Below are 15803 nucleotides of genomic sequence, written 5' to 3'. Positions count from 1 at the left end.
GCTCCCTCGTCTGAAGTTACGACAACCTCAGTCTGGCACATCGATGCCGTTCGGGGGCCGTCCACCCCATCATTCCGGGATGCGCGCCGCAGGCGCGCAGACCCGGAATCCCGAAGTTGTGGGGAACGTCGCAGAACGCTGCGAGATTCCGGGTTCGCTCGCTGCGCGAGCGCCCCGGAATGACTCGGGGTGAGGGCGGTTACTCCACCGCGGCGTAGACCAGATTGCGTACCAGCGTGCGGAAGTATTCGCGCTGCCCCGGGCCCTGCGACATGAACACCGCGAACAAATCCTCCGCCGGGTCGATCCAGAAGAACGTGCCGGCGATGCCGCTCCAGTAGAATTGGCCGACCGAGCCGGGGAACGGTGCGATGCCGGGTTCGGTGCGCACGGCGAAGCCGAGGCCGAAGCCGTGGCCGGGCGGCAGGATGTAGTTGTCCGGCGGGATGTGCGGCTCGAGGTGATTGCTGGCCATCAGCTGCAGCGTCTTGCGGCCGATGATGCGGGTGCCGTGCAGCGATCCGCCGCTGAGCAGCATCTGGCAGAACCGCGCATAGTCCATCGTGGTCGAGACCAGGCCGCCGCCGCCGGATTCCATCACCGGCTTCTCCAGCATGTTGAACAGCGCCACCGGATCGCCGGTCCACGGATCAGTCGGAAAGGGTTCGGCCAGCCGGTGCTTGTTCTCGGCGCCGGTGTGGAACGCGGTCTCGGTCATCTGCAGCGGCGCCAGGATGCGCTCGGTGAGGAAGGCGCCGAGGCTCTTTCCGGAGATCACTTCGATGACGCGGCCGAGGATGTCGGTGGAGCGGCTGTAGTTCCACCCCGCGCCGGGCTGGCACACCAGCGGCATCTCGGCGATCAGCCGCGCGTGCTCCTCGGTGGTGATCTTGCGGCTGCGCACGCGGCTTTCGCGATACATCCGGTGGATCGGGCCGTCGCCGACGTGGTCGTAGGTGATGCCCGAGGTATGGCGCAGCAGGTCCTGGATGGTGATCGGCCGGTTGAGCGGGACGAGGTCGAGCTTGCCGTGCTCGACGACGCCGACATTGGTGTTCTCGAACTCCGGGATGAACTTCTGCAGCGGATCGTCGAGCTGGAGATAGCCGTCCTCGACCAGCTGCATGATGCCAACCGACACGATCGGCTTGGTCATCGAGAAAATGCGGAACAGGCTGTCGGTGCGCATCGCCGCGTCGGAGCCCGGCGCCTGGCGGCCGAGCGCCTCGAACCAGCCGATATGACCGCGGCGTGACACCAGCACGGTGACGCCCGGAATGTTGCCCTTGTCGATTTCGCGCTTGAAGGCGTCCGACATCGCCTGCAGCCGGACGGGCGACAGCCCGATGGTTTCAGGGCGGGCCTGATCCAGCTGCGGCGTCTGCGGGGCTTTGGCGGTTGTGGCTGCGGCTGAGGCGGTCATGGCGTCTCCCGTTGATCTTTGTGGGCGAGGCCTTACATGAGCGTCCGGATTTGAACGTCCAGGCGGCCTTCTCGGTCCGGTGCAGCGAGATTGGCCCATAACTTCCAGCTTGAACAGGGTGCTTTTCCGCAGTAACCAGCCGCGGGCTTCGCTGCCCTATGTGCTGCGCCGACAAGGATGGACATCAAATGGCCAAAGCAAAGTTTGAACGTACCAAGCCGCATTGCAACATCGGGACGATCGGTCACGTCGACCATGGCAAGACGTCGCTGACGGCGGCGATCACCAAGGTTCTGGCGGAGACGGGCGGTGCGACGTTCACGGCCTATGACCAGATCGACAAGGCGCCGGAAGAGAAGGCGCGCGGCATCACGATTTCGACCGCCCACGTCGAGTACGAGACGCAGAACCGCCACTACGCGCATGTCGACTGCCCCGGCCACGCCGACTACGTCAAGAACATGATCACCGGTGCGGCGCAGATGGACGGCGGCATTCTCGTCGTGTCGGCTGCCGACGGCCCGATGCCGCAGACCCGTGAGCACATCCTGCTGGCCCGTCAGGTCGGCGTGCCGGCGCTGGTCGTGTTCCTGAACAAGTGCGACATGGTCGACGATCCGGAACTGCTCGAACTGGTCGAGATGGAAGTGCGCGAGCTTCTGTCGAAGTACGACTTCCCGGGCGACGACATTCCGATCATCAAGGGCTCGGCGCTCGCCGCGCTGGAGAACTCGGATCCGAAGCTCGGCCACGACGCGATCCTCGAGCTGATGAAGGCGGTCGACGCCTACATCCCGCAGCCGGAGCGTCCGATCGACCAGCCGTTCCTGATGCCGGTCGAAGACGTGTTCTCGATCTCGGGCCGCGGCACCGTGGTGACCGGCCGTGTCGAGCGCGGCATCATCAAGGTCGGTGAGGAAATCGAAATCGTCGGCATCCGCCCGACGCAGAAGACCACCTGCACCGGCGTTGAAATGTTCCGCAAGCTGCTCGATCAGGGCCAGGCCGGCGACAACATCGGCGCGCTGCTGCGCGGCACCAAGCGTGAAGACGTCGAGCGCGGCCAGGTGCTGTGCAAGCCGGGTTCGGTGAAGCCGCACACCAAGTTCAAGGCCGAGGCCTATATCCTGACCAAGGAAGAGGGTGGCCGTCACACGCCGTTCTTCACCAACTATCGTCCGCAATTCTACTTCCGCACCACCGACGTCACCGGCGTCGTGCATCTGCCGGAAGGCACCGAGATGGTGATGCCGGGCGACAACATCGCCATGGAAGTGCACCTGATCGTGCCGATCGCGATGGAAGAGAAGCTGCGCTTCGCCATCCGCGAAGGCGGCCGCACCGTCGGCGCCGGCGTCGTCGCTGCGATCATCGAGTAAGGCTCGACACTCACGTGTCGAACGGGCCGCGAGCACGCGTCATCGTGCTCGCGGCCTTTTTCTTGGCGCTGCCGGCTGTGGGGCAGGCGGCCTGTCCGGACCGCCCACCGTGCAAGGGCTGCGGCTGCAAGGGCGGCCCCGGCTATCGGGCGCCGGACGGCCACTGCGTCGGCTTCAAGGAGCTGGACAAGGTCTGCGGCAATCCGCCGAGCCGCTGCGTGTTCGAGAACGCACCCGGGACCGGGGAGAACCGCGAGTGTGCGCTGGCGCCCCGATCGAACCGGCCAGCGGGAGCCGCTCCGCAAGCCGCACCTGTGGAACCCACCGATTAGACCAAAGCCGAACTGCGTATCCCACTTGCCAGCAGGGGGGCGCCTATGCTTCAACCGGCCCGTTCGGCGGCGACGTCGACGTAGGAGTGTAGCTCAATTGGTAGAGCACCGGTCTCCAAAACCGGGGGTCGCAGGTTCGAGCCCTGCCACTCCTGCCAGCCGAGCCTAGCCGGCGCGGCAGTCCGACATCTTCCGTTCAATCATACGATCAGCGGCTGCGCCTGTTCGGCCATCCGTCGCAGCGGCGGCAGGAAGCGGTCGATCATGTCGCCGGTGGTAATGCGGTCAACATGCGCGCCGATATTGGCGGCGGCCACAATCGTCCCGTCGTAGCGGCGGATCGGCACGGCGATCGAGCGGAAGCCGGGCTCGGCCTCGCGGTCGACCAGCGAATAGCCGCGGGTGCGATCGGCGATGATGGTCGCCACCACGGTCGGTTTGTCGGTGATGGTTTCGGGCGTCTGCGGCGCCAGCGTCATTGCCTCGATCGTCGCCGCCAGCGCGGTGTTGTCGAGCCGGCCGAGCAGCACCCGGCCGACCGAGGTGCAGAACAGCGGCAGCCGGTAGCCGAGGTCGATCCCCGCCGAGAATACCCGCGCCGGGCTGGCGCGCGCCACGAACACCGCGTCGTCGCCGTCGAGAATCGCCAGCGAGCAGACTTCCTTGGCGGTAGCCGACACGTCGTCCATCAGCGGCTGCAGCACCGCGCTGATCTGGTTCGAGGCCAAATAGGCTGAAGCGAGACCGAGCACGCGTGGGGTGAGGGCAAACAGCCGGTCGTCGCTCGTCGCGTAGCCGACGCTGCGCAGCGTCGTTAGCACCCGGCGCACCGTTGCGCGGGGCAGGCCGCAGGCCTTGGCCAGATCGCTCAGCGTCATCGGCCGGCGTTCGGCGCCGAAAGCTTCAATCACCCGCAGGCCGCGCGCCAGGCTTTCGATGATCTCCGGTGCGTCGCCGTCGATCTCAGGACGTTTCATCTTCGGCATATCAGACTGGACGCTCTCGGTTGGGGTGCTGCACCACCTACCTTCATCCTGTTATGTCGTTCGCCTATCGAACACAAGTTCGGCTTTGCGAGAGCGTGTCAAGTGTTGTGCTGCAAGGTCGATGAGCATCTTGCGCCGAGAATTTCAGCTTGCTCAAGTTGCACATCAGAGGCAATCTTATCCATAGCGAACATCTGTTCGTCTACCGAACGATCAAGCGCCGGAAATCTGCGACAAGGGCGCGCTGGCTTTTACAAAGCCTTTGCGGCACCCAGCCTTGTCGCCTTCAATCACAAAGGCAGCACCGCGCGAGCTGCCTCAGGAGGCCAAAGCCATGATGAGCCAGGACCAGAACGATCTGATCACCCGGGTCGGACCCGCCACGCCGTGCGGCAAGCTGATGCGCGCCTATTGGCAGCCGGCGGCGCTGGTCGCCGAGCTGGAAGGCGAGCGGCCGATCCGGCCGGTGCGTCTGCTCGGCGAGGACTTCGTGCTGTTCAAGGACGAAGCCGGCCGCTACGGCCTGATCGATCGCGACTGCCCGCATCGCGGCGCCGATCTGGCGTTCGGCCGGCTCGAAGGCGGCGGCCTGCGCTGCGCCTTCCATGGCTGGCTGTTCGACGTCGAGGGCAAGTGCCTCGAGACTCCGGCCGAGCCGGCGGGATCGCCGCTGTGCGCCAACATCAAGCAGCGCTCGTTTCCGGTGGTGGAGAAGGGCGGCATTTTGTGGGCCTATCTCGGCACCGGTGAGCCGCCGGCGTTTCCGGAGATCGACTGCTTCACCGCGCCCGATACCCACGTGTTCGCCTTCAAGGGCCTGTTCGAGTGCAACTGGCTGCAGGCGCTGGAGGTCGGCATCGATCCGGCGCACGCCTCGTTCCTGCATCGCTTCTTCGAGGACGAGGACACCGCGAAGTCCTACGGCAAGCAATTCCGCGGCGCCTCGGCCGGCAGCGAGATGCCGATGACGCAGGTGCTGCGCGAATATGATCGCCCGATCATCAATGTCGAGCACACCGAATACGGCCTGCGGCTGATCGCGCTGCGCCAGATCGACGGCGAGCGCACCCATGTGCGCGTCACCAACCAGCTGTTCCCGCACGGCTTCGTCATTCCGATGAGCACCGAGATGACGATCACGCAGTGGCACGTCCCGGTCGACGACGAGCACTGCTACTGGTACGCGATCTTCACCAGCTACACCCAGCCGGTCGACAAGGTGAAGATGCGCGAGCAGCGCCTCGAACTCTACGAATTGCCGGACTACACGTCGCGTAAGAACAAGCGCAACGACTATGGCTTCGATCCGCACGAGCAGGCGACCTCGACCTACACCGGCATGGGCGCCGACATCAACGTCCACGACCAGTGGGCGGTGGAGTCGATGGGCAAGATACAGGATCGCACCCGCGAGCATCTCGGCCAGAGCGACAAGGCGATCATTCAGTATCGCCGGCTGCTGCGCCAGGAGATCGCCAAGGCCGAGGCCGGCCAGCGTCCGCTGCTGGCGCTCGACGCCGCCAGCGCGCGCGGCATCCAGGGCCCGGCCACGATGGACGGCATCGGCCCGAGCCGCGGTTGGGAGACCTATTGGATGGAAGTCGACGTCAAGCGTCGCCGCGGTGCGCCGTGGGCCGCGCCGGTGCCGGCCGAGATCGCCGCCAAGGTCCCGCATCTGACGGCCGCCGAATGAACGTGCATCAGCGATACGCCATGGGCGACAGCTTAGCTGCCAAATACGGACTGTGGTCCGAAGAACAGATCGATGCGGCGGCGCGGATGCGCCGTATCGCGGAAGAGCAGGGGCTCGAGACCATCCGGTTCTCGTTCCCCGATCAGCACGGCATTTTGCGCGGCAAGACGCTGGTCGCGTCCGAAGCGCTGAACAGCCTCGACAACGGCGCCACCATCACCACCACGATGCTGGCGAAGGACACCTCGCACAAGACGGTGTTTCCGGTGTTTCAGGCCGGCGGCGGCTTCGGCATGTCGGAGATGCAGGGCGGCGCCGACGTCGTCATGCTGCCGGATCCGACGACGTTCCGCGTGCTGCCCTGGGCGCCGACCACCGGCTGGGTGCTGTGCGATCTGTATTTCGCCGACGGCCGGCCGGTGCAGTTCGCCACCCGCAACATCTATCGATCGGCGCTGCAGAAGCTCGCCGATCGCGGGTACGACTACAAGGCCGGGCTCGAAGTCGAGTTTCACGTCTTCAAGGTCGAAGACAGCAAGATGCGGCCGGAGCACGCGGGCCAGCCCGGCGAGCCGCCGAGCGTCAGCCTGTTGTCGCACGGCTATCAGTATCTCACCGAGCAGCGCTATGATCAGATGGAGCCGGTGCTCGAACTGATCCGCCGCGACGTCGTCGCGCTCGGCCTGCCGCTGCGCTCGATCGAGGTCGAGTACGGCCCGAGCCAGTGCGAATTCACCTTCCAGCCGACCGTCGGGCTGATGCCGGCCGACCTGATGGTGCTGTTCCGCAGCGCCGTGAAGCAGATCTGCCAGCGCCACGGTTATCATGCCACCTTCATGTGTCGGCCGCGGATTCCGAACGTGGTGTCGTCGGGCTGGCATCTGCATCAGTCGGTCGTCGCACGCGACGGCGGCCGCAACGCGTTCATGTCCGACAGCGACGTCTTGTCGGATTTCGGCCGGCACTATCTCGCCGGCCTGATGACGCACGCGCGCGCCGCCACGGTGTTCACCACGCCGACCATCAACGGCTACAAGCGCTATCGCTCCTATTCGCTGGCGCCGGATCGTGCGATCTGGGGCCGCGACAATCGCGGCGTGATGCTGCGCGTGCTCGGCGGGGCGGGCGACAAGGCGACGCGGATCGAGAACCGCGTCGGTGAGCCGGCCGCCAATCCGTATCTCTATATGGCGTCGCAGATCCTGTCGGGGCTCGACGGCGTCGACCGCAAGCTCGATCCGGGCCCGTCGGCCGATACGCCCTACGAGACCAAGGCGGACCTGCTGCCGAAATCGCTGCGCGAGGCGATCTTCGCGTTGCGCGACGATCCGTTCTTCCGCACCGCGCTGGGCGGCGAATTCGTCGACTACTACACGTTCATCAAAAACGCCGAGATCGAGCGCTTCCAGGCCGAAGTGACGGAATGGGAACAGCGTGAATATTTCGAGATGTTCTGAACATAGCCAACGCAGATAATCGGATCAGGCAGAGGAGAGGCAGACGGATGGTGAAAACTTTTGGGTGGCTGTGCGCAGCCGCGGCGATTTCGTTCAGTGTCGGCGCCGCGCAGGCCGATACGATCAAGGTCGGCGTGATCGGCACGATGTCGGGGCCGTACGCGCTGTTCGGCAAGAACTACAAGATGGGCATCGACGCCTGGGTCGCCGAGAACGGCAACAAGGTCGGCGGCCACACCGTCGAGTTCGTCTATCGTGACGAAGTCTCGCCGAACCCGGCGCAGTCCAAGGCGCTGGCGCAGGAGCTGATCGTCAAGGAGAAGGTGCAGTACATCGCCGGCTTGTACTTCACGCCGAACGCGATGGCGGTGGCGCCGCTGCTGCAGGAGGCCAAGGTGCCGATGGTGGTGCTGAATGCCGCCACCTCGTCGATCACCGAAAAGAGCCCCTACATCGTCCGCACCTCGTTCACGATGTTCCAGAACACGGTGCCGGCCGCCAAGGTCGCCAAGCAGAAGGGCGCCACCAAGGTCGCGATCGCGGTCAGCGACTACGGCCCGGGCATCGACGCCGAGACCGCGTTCAAGAAGACCTTCGAAGGCGAGGGCGGCAAGGTCGTCGAGGCGATCCGCATGCCGCTGTCGACCACCGACTTCGGTCCGATCATGCAGCGCATCAAGGACTCCGGCGCCGACATGATCTTCACCTTCCTGCCGGCCGGTCCGCCGACGCTGGGCTTCGTCAAGGCCTACATCGACAACGGCCTGAAGGCGGGCGGCGTCAAGCTGATGTCGACTGGTGACGTCGTCACCGAGCCCGATCTGCCGAACATCGGCGAATCCGGCCTCGGCATCCTGTCGACCTATCACTACGCGGTGTCGCACGACTCGCCGGAGAACAAGGCGTTCCTGGCGCAGCTGCAAAAGGATGGCGGCAAGCTCGACGAAGTCACCATGACCTCGGTCGCGGCCTACGACGGTGCGCGGCTGATCTACAAGATGATCGAGGCGACCGGCGGCAAGCAGGATCCCGACAAGGCGATCGCTGCGGTGAAGGGCATGCAGTGGACCAGCCCGCGTGGCCCGGTGTCGATCGATCCGGAGACCCGGCACATCACGCAGAACGTTTATCTGCGCGAAGTCGAGAAGTCGGACGGCAAGCTGATCAACAAGGAGATCGAGACCTTCAAGGCACAGCCGGATTGGGGCCTCGTTAAGCAGTAGAGGCACTCCCTTCTCCACGCGTCATGCCCGGCCTTGTGCCGGGCATCCACGCCTTGCTGCCGTAAATGCAGAAAAGGCGTGGATGGCCGGGACAAGCCCGGCCATGACGGAATTCGTGAGCGAGGCAAGCGAGTGAGGAATGTGGCCGAGAATTCAGCCTTGGTTGTGAGTCAAGCTCTCGGGATAAGGACGGAGAGCAATGTGGAACGTGCGATCGCGCTTCAATCAACCGATGAAGCGCTCTAGGAAAGCGGCCTCAATGCGAGAGTCGGGAGTCGGGTTGTGAAGGCTGGATTGAATCGAACGGGATCAGCGACGTCCGCAAGGACACACACCTGATGCGGACGATTCTCGGAATCCTGCCGGACGCGCTGGCCTACGGCATGGTGCTGTTCACGATCTCGATCGGCCTGTCGATCATGATGGGGCTGATGCGGGTGGTGAACCTCGCCCACGGCGCCTTCGCGATGATCGGCGGCTATTTCGCCTCGTTCGCGCTGGTGTCGCTCGGCGTGTCCTATCCGATCGCGATCCTGATCGCGGTGATCGGCGCCGTGATCATCTCGGTGCCGTTCGAATTCCTGCTGTATCGCCGGATCTATCGTCGCTCCGACGAACTGACCCAGATCCTGCTGACGATCGGCATCACCTTTTTCATCGTCGGCATCGCCAACTACATCTTCGGTCCGACCTCGAAGCCGATTCCACTGCCGGAGATGCTGAAAGGGCCGTTCGATCTCGGCTTCCGCATGATCCCGGCGCACCGGCTGTTCGTGATCGGCTGCGGCGTGGTCACCGCGGTGGCGCTGTGGCTGCTGATCGAGAAGACCGAGTTCGGCGTGCGGCTGCGTGCCGCGGTCGATAATGGCGACATGGCCGAGGCGCTCGGCATTCGCACGCAGGTCGTTTATTCGGTCACCTTCGCGCTCGCTGTGGGACTTGCGGCGTTCGGCGGCGTGGTCGGCGCCGAGCTGCTGCCTGTCGAGCCGTTCTACGCGCTGCGCTACATGGTGACGTTTCTGGTCGTGGTCTCGGTCGGCGGCGCCGGCTCGGTCACCGGCGCGATGGCGGCGTCGCTGCTGCTCGGCCTCGCCGACACCACCGGCAAATATCTGGCGCCCGAGTTCGGCGAGTTCTTTTTCTATGTCGCGGTGATCATCATCGTCTACGTGTTCCCCCACGGCCTGTTCGGAAAGGCGCATTGAGATGGCGACCTTGTCCGTGACTGCTGCACCGTCTGCCTGGGCCGGCTTGCGCAACGATCTGATCGCCGCAGCGGTGATCGCCGGGCTCGGCGCGATCGGCTATTTCGTCTACCCCGACGATCTCGCGTTTCTCATTCGGGTGATCGGCCTCGCGTTCCTGGTGCTCTCGCTCGATCTCGTCACCGGTTATTGCGGCGTCGCCACGCTCGGCCAGGCCGCGCTGTTCGGCGTCGCCGCCTATGCGGCCGGCAATGCAGCGCTCGCCGGCATTACCGATCCGATCCTGATGCTGCTGATCGGCGCGCTTGCCGGCACCGCGACCGGGCTGATGTCCGGCCTGCTGGTGACGCGCTTCCGCGGTCTGCCGCAGCTGGTGCTGTCGATCGCGTTCGGCCAGCTCGTCGCCGCGCTGGCCAACAAGCTGTCGTCGATCACGGGCGGCAGCGACGGGCTCGCCGGCATCTCGCCGGGGCCGGTGTTCGGCATCTTCAGTTTCGATATGTTCGGCCGCACCGGTTACGTCTTCTCGGTGGTGGTGCTGCTGATCACCATGGTGGTGCTGCTGCGGTTCGCGCGCTCGCCGTTCGCGCTGATGTGCCGCGCCATCAAGGACGACACGCTGCGCACCCGGATGATCGGCGTCTCGGTCTATCCGCGGCTGGTGGTGATGTATTGCGTCGCCGGCGCCGTCGCCGGGATCGGCGGCGGGCTGACGGCGATCAACACCGGCGTGGTCGGGCTCGACAGCGTCAGCTTCGAGCGCTCCGCCGAAGCGCTGATCATGCTGATCCTCGGCGGCGCCGGCAATCTGTGGGGCGCGCTGATCGGCGCGATCCTGTTCGAGCTATTCCATCACTACGTCTCGGCCGCCAGCCCCTTCCACTGGATGATCCTGATCGGCGTGCTGCTGATCGTGGTGGTGCTGTTCTTCCCCAAGGGACTGGTCAATGAAGTGACGCGGCGGATCGGCGACTTCAGGCAGGCGAGGGCAGCGCGATGACGACCTTGCTCGAAGTCCAGCGCCTGTCGAAATCGTTCGGCGGCCTGCGCGTCACCGACGACGTCTCGTTCACGCTGTCGAGCGGCGACCGCGTCGCGCTGATCGGGCCGAACGGCGCCGGCAAGACCACGCTGGTCAATCAGTTGTCCGGCGATTTGCCGCCGTCCGACGGCCGCATCCTGCTCGCCGGCGAGGATATCACCACCGCCTCGATCGCGCATCGGGTCGAGGGCGGCCTGGTGCGCACCTTCCAGGTGACGCGGCTGTTCACCAGCCTCACCGTCGCCGAGAACGTCGCGCTCGCAGTGATGCAGCGCCGCGGCCTGACCAAACGGATGTTCTCCTCGGTCATCAACAAGGCCGACGTTCGCGACGAGTGGCAAAGCGTGCTCAATCTGCTCGGCATCGGCCATCTGGCGGCAACGCCGGTGACCAAGCTGGCCTACGGCCAGCAGCGGCTGCTCGACCTCGCCATCGGCCTCGCCATGAAGCCGCGGGTGCTGGTGCTCGACGAGCCGGCGGCCGGCGTGCCGCACGACGAGTCGCCGCGCATCCTCGAAGCGATCGGCCGGATGTCGCCCGAGATCGCGATCCTGATGATCGAGCACGACATGGACCTGGTGTTCAAATTCGCCAAGCGCGTGCTGGTGCTGGCGAATGGCGCGCTGATCTTCGAAGGCACGCCGGCCGAAGTGAAGGAAAACGACGCCGTTCGTTCGGCCTATCTGGGAAGCTATGCCGATGCCCGCCGCGCGTCTTGAGGTCGACCGTCTCGCCGCCGGCTACGGCTCGGTGAGCATTTTGAGCGACATCAGCTTCACGGTGCCGGCCGGCGGCCGGCTCACCGTGCTGGGCCGCAACGGTGTCGGCAAGACCACGCTGCTGGCGACGCTGATGGGCCTGACCACCCACAAGGGCGGCGCGGTCCGGATCGGCGAGCGCGAGGTCACCGGGCTGAAGACCTTCGCCCGCGCTGCGGCCGGGCTCGGCTACGTGCCGCAGACCCGCGACGTGTTCCGCTCGCTGACGGTTGAAGAGAATCTGTTCACCGGCCTCAAGGGCCGGCCGCGCAGCGAGCTCGAGGCCGTCTACACAATGTTTCCGCGTCTCGCGGAGCGGCGCAACCACGGCGGCATGCAGCTGTCCGGCGGCGAGCAGCAGATGCTGTCGCTGGCGCGGACGCTGCTCGGCAAGCCGCAGGTGCTGCTGCTCGACGAGCCGCTCGAAGGCCTGGCGCCGGTGATCTGCGATCAGCTGATGGAGACCATCGTCAAACTGGCGCAGTCCGGCGAGATGACGGTGGTGCTGGTCGAACAACAGATCGAGCGCGCGCTCGATTTCGCCGACGACGTGCTGGTGATCGAGCGCGGCCGCATCGTCTGGCAGGGCCAAGGCGAAAAGCTGCGCGGCGACCGCGAGCTGGTCGACTCGCTGCTGGGAGTAGGGATCGGGTAACCCGGCTCCGAGGGAGATTAGGCACCTTCCTCTCCACGCGTCATGCCCGGCCTTGTGCCGGGCATCCACGCCTTGCTGTCTCAGATGCCGGAAGGCGTGGATGGCCGGGACGAGCCCGGCCATGACGGCGGGGAGGCGCATACACTTTGACGCGGCGCTTGACCTAGATCCGACGGGGCGTGAGCGTCCGAACGCAAGTCTTTGGCTCGATTGGGAGAATTCGGGCGGGCAACAATCCGGGTGAAGCGCCTCGACGGGTGGTTGATGTCGCCCTCAGCTTGACCTTTGCCCGGACTCGCCATAAAAGGCGTCACTCGCTGCCGGCCCGTTTTGCGGATTTCCGGCGCGGCTTGATTTCCCGAAGACAGAGCCCGGTTGGTGGCTCATCCCTGGCCGAGCCGCCGGGGTTGGGCGCAACAGGGCTGTCTGGCTTTCGCAAACCCCGACATTCGACTGACGATCTGGATCACACGATGGCCATCAGCCCGTTCAAATTCCTGCAGGAAGTGCGGAGCGAAACCGCCAAGGTGACCTGGCCGTCGCGCCGCGAAGTGACCATCACCACCATCATGGTGTTCATCATGGTGGCGCTCGCGTCGATCTTCTTCTTTTTCGCCGATCAGCTGATCAGGATCCTGATCACCTTCATCCTCGGCGTCTAACGGTAGGCCTTCGACCATGAGCATGCGCTGGTACATCGTCCACGCCTATTCGAACTTCGAGAAGAAGGTCGCCGAGTCGATCAAGGAGCAGGCCAAGCAGCGCGGGGTCGAGGACCTGTTCGAGCAGGTGCTGGTGCCGACCGAGAAGGTCACCGAGGTGCGCCGCGGCCGCAAGGTCGACGCCGAGCGAAAGTTCTTCCCGGGCTACGTGCTGGTGAAGATGAACCTCACCGACGAAGCCTTCCACCTGATCAAGAACACCCCGAAGGTCACCGGCTTCCTCGGCGCCGAGAACAAGCCGATGCCGATCTCGGAATCCGAGGCGATGCGCATCCTGCACCAGGTGCAGGAAGGCGTGGAGCGCCCGAAGGCGTCGGTGTCGTTCGAGATCGGCGAAAACGTCCGCGTCGCCGACGGTCCGTTCGCGTCGTTCTCCGGCGTGGTCGAGGAAATCGACGAGGCCCGTTCGCGCGTCAAGGTCGCGGTGTCGATCTTCGGCCGCGCCACGCCGGTCGAACTGGAATTCGGTCAGGTCGAGAAGGTTTAAGTTTCTCGTCATGCCCGGGCTTGTCCCGGGCATCCACGCCTTGAGCGTGGCGACCAAGGAAGACGTGGATGGCCGGGACGAGCCCGGCCATGACGTGCGGGGAGAGATCCTCGGAATACGTGGGAGGCGTGCCGGTGATCGCCAGTCATCGGTGAGCGCCCCACCACGAGCCCTGAAACCGCCGGTTCGCCGGCAACAGGAGAGTTGGTATGGCAAAGAAAGTGACCGGATACCTGAAGTTGCAGGTGCCGGCCGGAGCGGCGAACCCGTCGCCTCCGATCGGTCCCGCGCTTGGTCAGCGCGGCCTCAACATCATGGAGTTCTGCAAGGCGTTCAACGCGCAGACCCAGAAGGAAGAGAAGAACACACCGATTCCGGTGGTGATCACGATCTACGCCGATCGCTCGTTCACCTTCGAACTGAAGACCCCGCCGATGTCCTTCTTCCTCAAGCAGGCGGCGAAGATCCAGTCCGGCTCCAAGCTGCCGGGCCGCGACGTCGCCGGCTCGGTGACCTCCGCCCAGGTGCGCGAGATCGCCGAGAAGAAGATGAAGGATCTCAATTGCGACAGCGTCGATTCGGCGATGCGCATGGTCGAAGGCTCTGCCCGTTCGATGGGCCTGCGGGTCGAGGGGTAACGCATCATGGCAATCGGTAAGCGAACGAAGAAGATCCGCGAAGGCATCGACCGCACCAAGCTGTATCCGCTGGATGAAGCGGTGAAGATGGTGAAGGAGCGTGCGACCGCGAAGTTCGACGAGACGATCGAAGTCGCGCTCAATCTCGGCGTCGATCCGCGTCACGCCGACCAGATGGTCCGCGGCGTGGTGATGCTGCCGAACGGCACCGGCCGCACCGTGCGCGTCGGCGTGTTCGCACGCGGCGCCAAGGCGGATGAAGCCAAGGCAGCGGGTGCCGACGTGGTCGGCGCGGAGGATCTGGTGGAGCAGGTGCAGGCCGGCAACATCAACTTCGACCGCTGCATCGCGACCCCCGACATGATGCCGCTGGTCGGCCGTCTCGGTAAGGTGCTCGGCCCGCGCGGCATGATGCCGAACCCGAAGATCGGCACCGTGACCATGGACGTCGCTGGCGCCGTCAAGGGCGCCAAGGGCGGTTCGGTCGAGTTCCGCGTCGAGAAGGCCGGCATCATCCAGGCCGGCGTCGGCAAGGCCTCGTTTGGCGAGGACAAGCTGGTCGAGAACATCAAGGCGCTCGCGGATGCGGTGACCAAGGCCAAGCCGACCGGCGCCAAGGGCACCTACATCCAGCGCGTCGCGGTGTCGTCGTCGATGGGCCCCGGCGTCAAGGTCGAGCCCGGCACCATCAGCTGAGCCGCTTGCGGCCTGGCGACCATTGAATAACAAAGGCGGATCGGGCAACCGGTCCGCCTTTTGCTTTGCGCAACGACAACAAGAAACGGGAGAGCGAGTTGGCCGACAAGGTTCTGGTGTTTTCGCGGTTCGCCAAATCGATGCTGGCGCGGTTCGCCGACAGGTTCGAACTGCTGGAGACCGGGGGCAGGCCGGCCGGCGAGGTGTTCAGCCCCGATCAGTTGAAGGACGTCCGCGCGCTGCTGACCATGGGCGCCCAGCCGCTCGGCCAAGAGACTTTCGACCTGTTGCCTGCGCTCGGCACGGTCGTCTGCTACGGCACCGGCTATGATGGCGTCGACCTGAAAGCCGCCGCTGAACGCAATCTCGTCATCGGCAACAGCCCGGCCGCGAATGCTTCCGCGGTGGCCGATCTGGCCATGACGCTGCTGCTGGCGCTGATGCGCCGGCTGATTCCGGCCGACGCCTATTTGCGCGCCGGCGGCTGGGCCGGCGCCAAGCCGTCGCCGCTGCTGAAGCCGCCGCGCGGCCTGACCGGCGCCAGGGTCGGCGTCTACGGCATCGGCGAGATCGGCAGGAAGATCGCGGCGCGCGCCGCCGCGTTCGAGACCGAGGTCGCCTACCACAGCCGCAGCCGTCACGACGTGCCGTATCGCTACGTCGAGAGCTTGAGCGAGTTGATTGATTGGTGCGACGTGCTGCTGATCGCGGTCCGCGCCGGTCCCGATACACAGAACATCATCGACGCCTCGATGCTCGAGCGCCTAGGCAAGGATGGCGTGCTGGTGAACATCTCGCGCGGCTCGGTGATCGACCAGCCGGCGCTGATCGCCGCGCTGCAGGATGGCACCATCGCCGGCGCCGGCCTCGACGTGTTCGCCAAGGAGCCTTACGCGCCGGACGCGCTGAGTGAACTGCCGAACGTCGTCCTGACCCCGCATATCGGCGGCCACACGCTCGACGCCCATGTCGGCATGCAGGACTGCGTGATTGCTAATCTGACCGCGTTCTTTGCGGGGCAGGAATTGCCATATCGCGCGGCGTAGAGCCGTTCTGCTGCCTTTGAATCACAGCCGAAGATCCGTAACCCGTTCCATACGCTCAACG

At 65.2% G+C, this 15803-nt stretch carries 15 protein-coding genes and 1 tRNA gene; 14 read left to right on the top strand and 2 right to left on the bottom strand.

Features of this window, described 5'->3' with window-relative positions:
* Positions 1-199: 199 nt before the first annotated feature.
* A complete protein-coding gene (locus tag D4Q52_RS15220) occupies positions 200-1423 on the bottom strand; it encodes a serine hydrolase domain-containing protein (protein WP_119857411.1) in 1224 nt (407 codons plus the stop codon).
* 188 nt (positions 1424-1611) lie between these two features.
* Between D4Q52_RS15220 and tuf the strand changes: the two genes are divergently transcribed.
* Together tuf and D4Q52_RS15205 are read left to right on the top strand one after the other, a co-directional pair.
* On the top strand, positions 1612-2802 hold the full coding sequence (tuf, locus tag D4Q52_RS15215; RefSeq protein ID WP_119857384.1) for an elongation factor Tu: 1191 nt from the start codon (positions 1612-1614) through the stop codon (positions 2800-2802).
* Positions 2803-3216: 414 nt separating this feature from the next.
* Positions 3217-3292: transfer RNA gene (locus D4Q52_RS15205), tRNA-Trp, on the top strand.
* Positions 3293-3334: 42 nt separating this feature from the next.
* On the opposite strand, the gene D4Q52_RS15200 is transcribed toward D4Q52_RS15205, so the two are convergent.
* Positions 3335-4120 carry an IclR family transcriptional regulator domain-containing protein gene (locus D4Q52_RS15200; RefSeq protein ID WP_119857410.1) on the bottom strand — a complete coding sequence of 262 codons (786 nt, stop codon included), beginning with the start codon at positions 4118-4120 and terminating at the stop codon, positions 3335-3337.
* Positions 4121-4454: 334 nt separating this feature from the next.
* On the opposite strand from D4Q52_RS15200, the gene D4Q52_RS15195 reads away from it, so the two are divergent.
* The 12 genes from D4Q52_RS15195 (at position 4455) to D4Q52_RS15135 (ending at position 15742) form a co-directional block, all read left to right on the top strand.
* Complete coding sequence (locus D4Q52_RS15195; RefSeq protein ID WP_119857409.1) at positions 4455-5813, top strand: aromatic ring-hydroxylating dioxygenase subunit alpha; 1359 nt, start codon at positions 4455-4457, stop codon at positions 5811-5813.
* A complete protein-coding gene (locus D4Q52_RS15190) occupies positions 5810-7270 on the top strand; it encodes a glutamine synthetase family protein (RefSeq protein ID WP_119857408.1) in 1461 nt (486 codons plus the stop codon). The genes D4Q52_RS15195 and D4Q52_RS15190 overlap by 4 nt, the downstream gene beginning before the upstream one ends.
* A gap of 47 nt (positions 7271-7317) precedes the next feature.
* A complete protein-coding gene (locus D4Q52_RS15185; protein WP_119857407.1) occupies positions 7318-8493 on the top strand; it encodes an ABC transporter substrate-binding protein in 1176 nt (391 codons plus the stop codon).
* A gap of 338 nt (positions 8494-8831) precedes the next feature.
* The gene (locus D4Q52_RS15180) at positions 8832-9698 is read left to right on the top strand and encodes a branched-chain amino acid ABC transporter permease (protein ID WP_119857406.1); all 867 of its coding nucleotides are present in this window, start codon (positions 8832-8834) and stop codon (positions 9696-9698) included.
* Between the two features lies 1 nt (position 9699).
* Entirely contained in the window at positions 9700-10698 is a 999-nt protein-coding gene (locus D4Q52_RS15175; RefSeq protein WP_119857405.1) for a branched-chain amino acid ABC transporter permease, read from the top strand.
* Positions 10695-11459: an ABC transporter ATP-binding protein gene (locus D4Q52_RS15170; RefSeq protein WP_119857404.1), complete on the top strand. Its 765-nt coding sequence runs from the start codon at positions 10695-10697 to the stop codon at positions 11457-11459. Before D4Q52_RS15175 ends, D4Q52_RS15170 begins: the two co-directional genes overlap by 4 nt.
* Entirely contained in the window at positions 11440-12153 is a 714-nt protein-coding gene (locus tag D4Q52_RS15165) for an ABC transporter ATP-binding protein (RefSeq protein WP_119857418.1), read from the top strand. Before D4Q52_RS15170 ends, D4Q52_RS15165 begins: the two co-directional genes overlap by 20 nt.
* A 473-nt stretch (positions 12154-12626) precedes the next feature.
* Positions 12627-12815 (top strand): preprotein translocase subunit SecE, encoded by a 189-nt coding sequence (gene secE, locus D4Q52_RS15155; RefSeq protein WP_119857402.1) that lies wholly within the window; start codon positions 12627-12629, stop codon positions 12813-12815.
* Positions 12816-12831: 16 nt separating this feature from the next.
* On the top strand, positions 12832-13362 hold the full coding sequence (gene nusG, locus D4Q52_RS15150) for a transcription termination/antitermination protein NusG (RefSeq protein ID WP_119857401.1): 531 nt from the start codon (positions 12832-12834) through the stop codon (positions 13360-13362).
* 209 nt (positions 13363-13571) lie between these two features.
* Positions 13572-14000 (top strand): 50S ribosomal protein L11, encoded by a 429-nt coding sequence (gene rplK / locus D4Q52_RS15145; protein WP_119857400.1) that lies wholly within the window; start codon positions 13572-13574, stop codon positions 13998-14000.
* 6 nt (positions 14001-14006) lie between these two features.
* A complete protein-coding gene (gene rplA / locus D4Q52_RS15140; RefSeq protein WP_119857399.1) occupies positions 14007-14696 on the top strand; it encodes a 50S ribosomal protein L1 in 690 nt (229 codons plus the stop codon).
* Between the two features lie 98 nt (positions 14697-14794).
* The gene (locus D4Q52_RS15135; protein ID WP_119857417.1) at positions 14795-15742 is read left to right on the top strand and encodes a 2-hydroxyacid dehydrogenase; all 948 of its coding nucleotides are present in this window, start codon (positions 14795-14797) and stop codon (positions 15740-15742) included.
* Positions 15743-15803 lie beyond the last annotated feature (61 nt).

Origin of the sequence: Rhodopseudomonas palustris (assembly GCF_003591005.1) — a bacterium.
In the GTDB taxonomy this organism is placed as follows: domain Bacteria; phylum Pseudomonadota; class Alphaproteobacteria; order Rhizobiales; family Xanthobacteraceae; genus Rhodopseudomonas; species Rhodopseudomonas palustris_K.
This window is presented reverse-complemented; position numbering and strand designations above follow the sequence as displayed.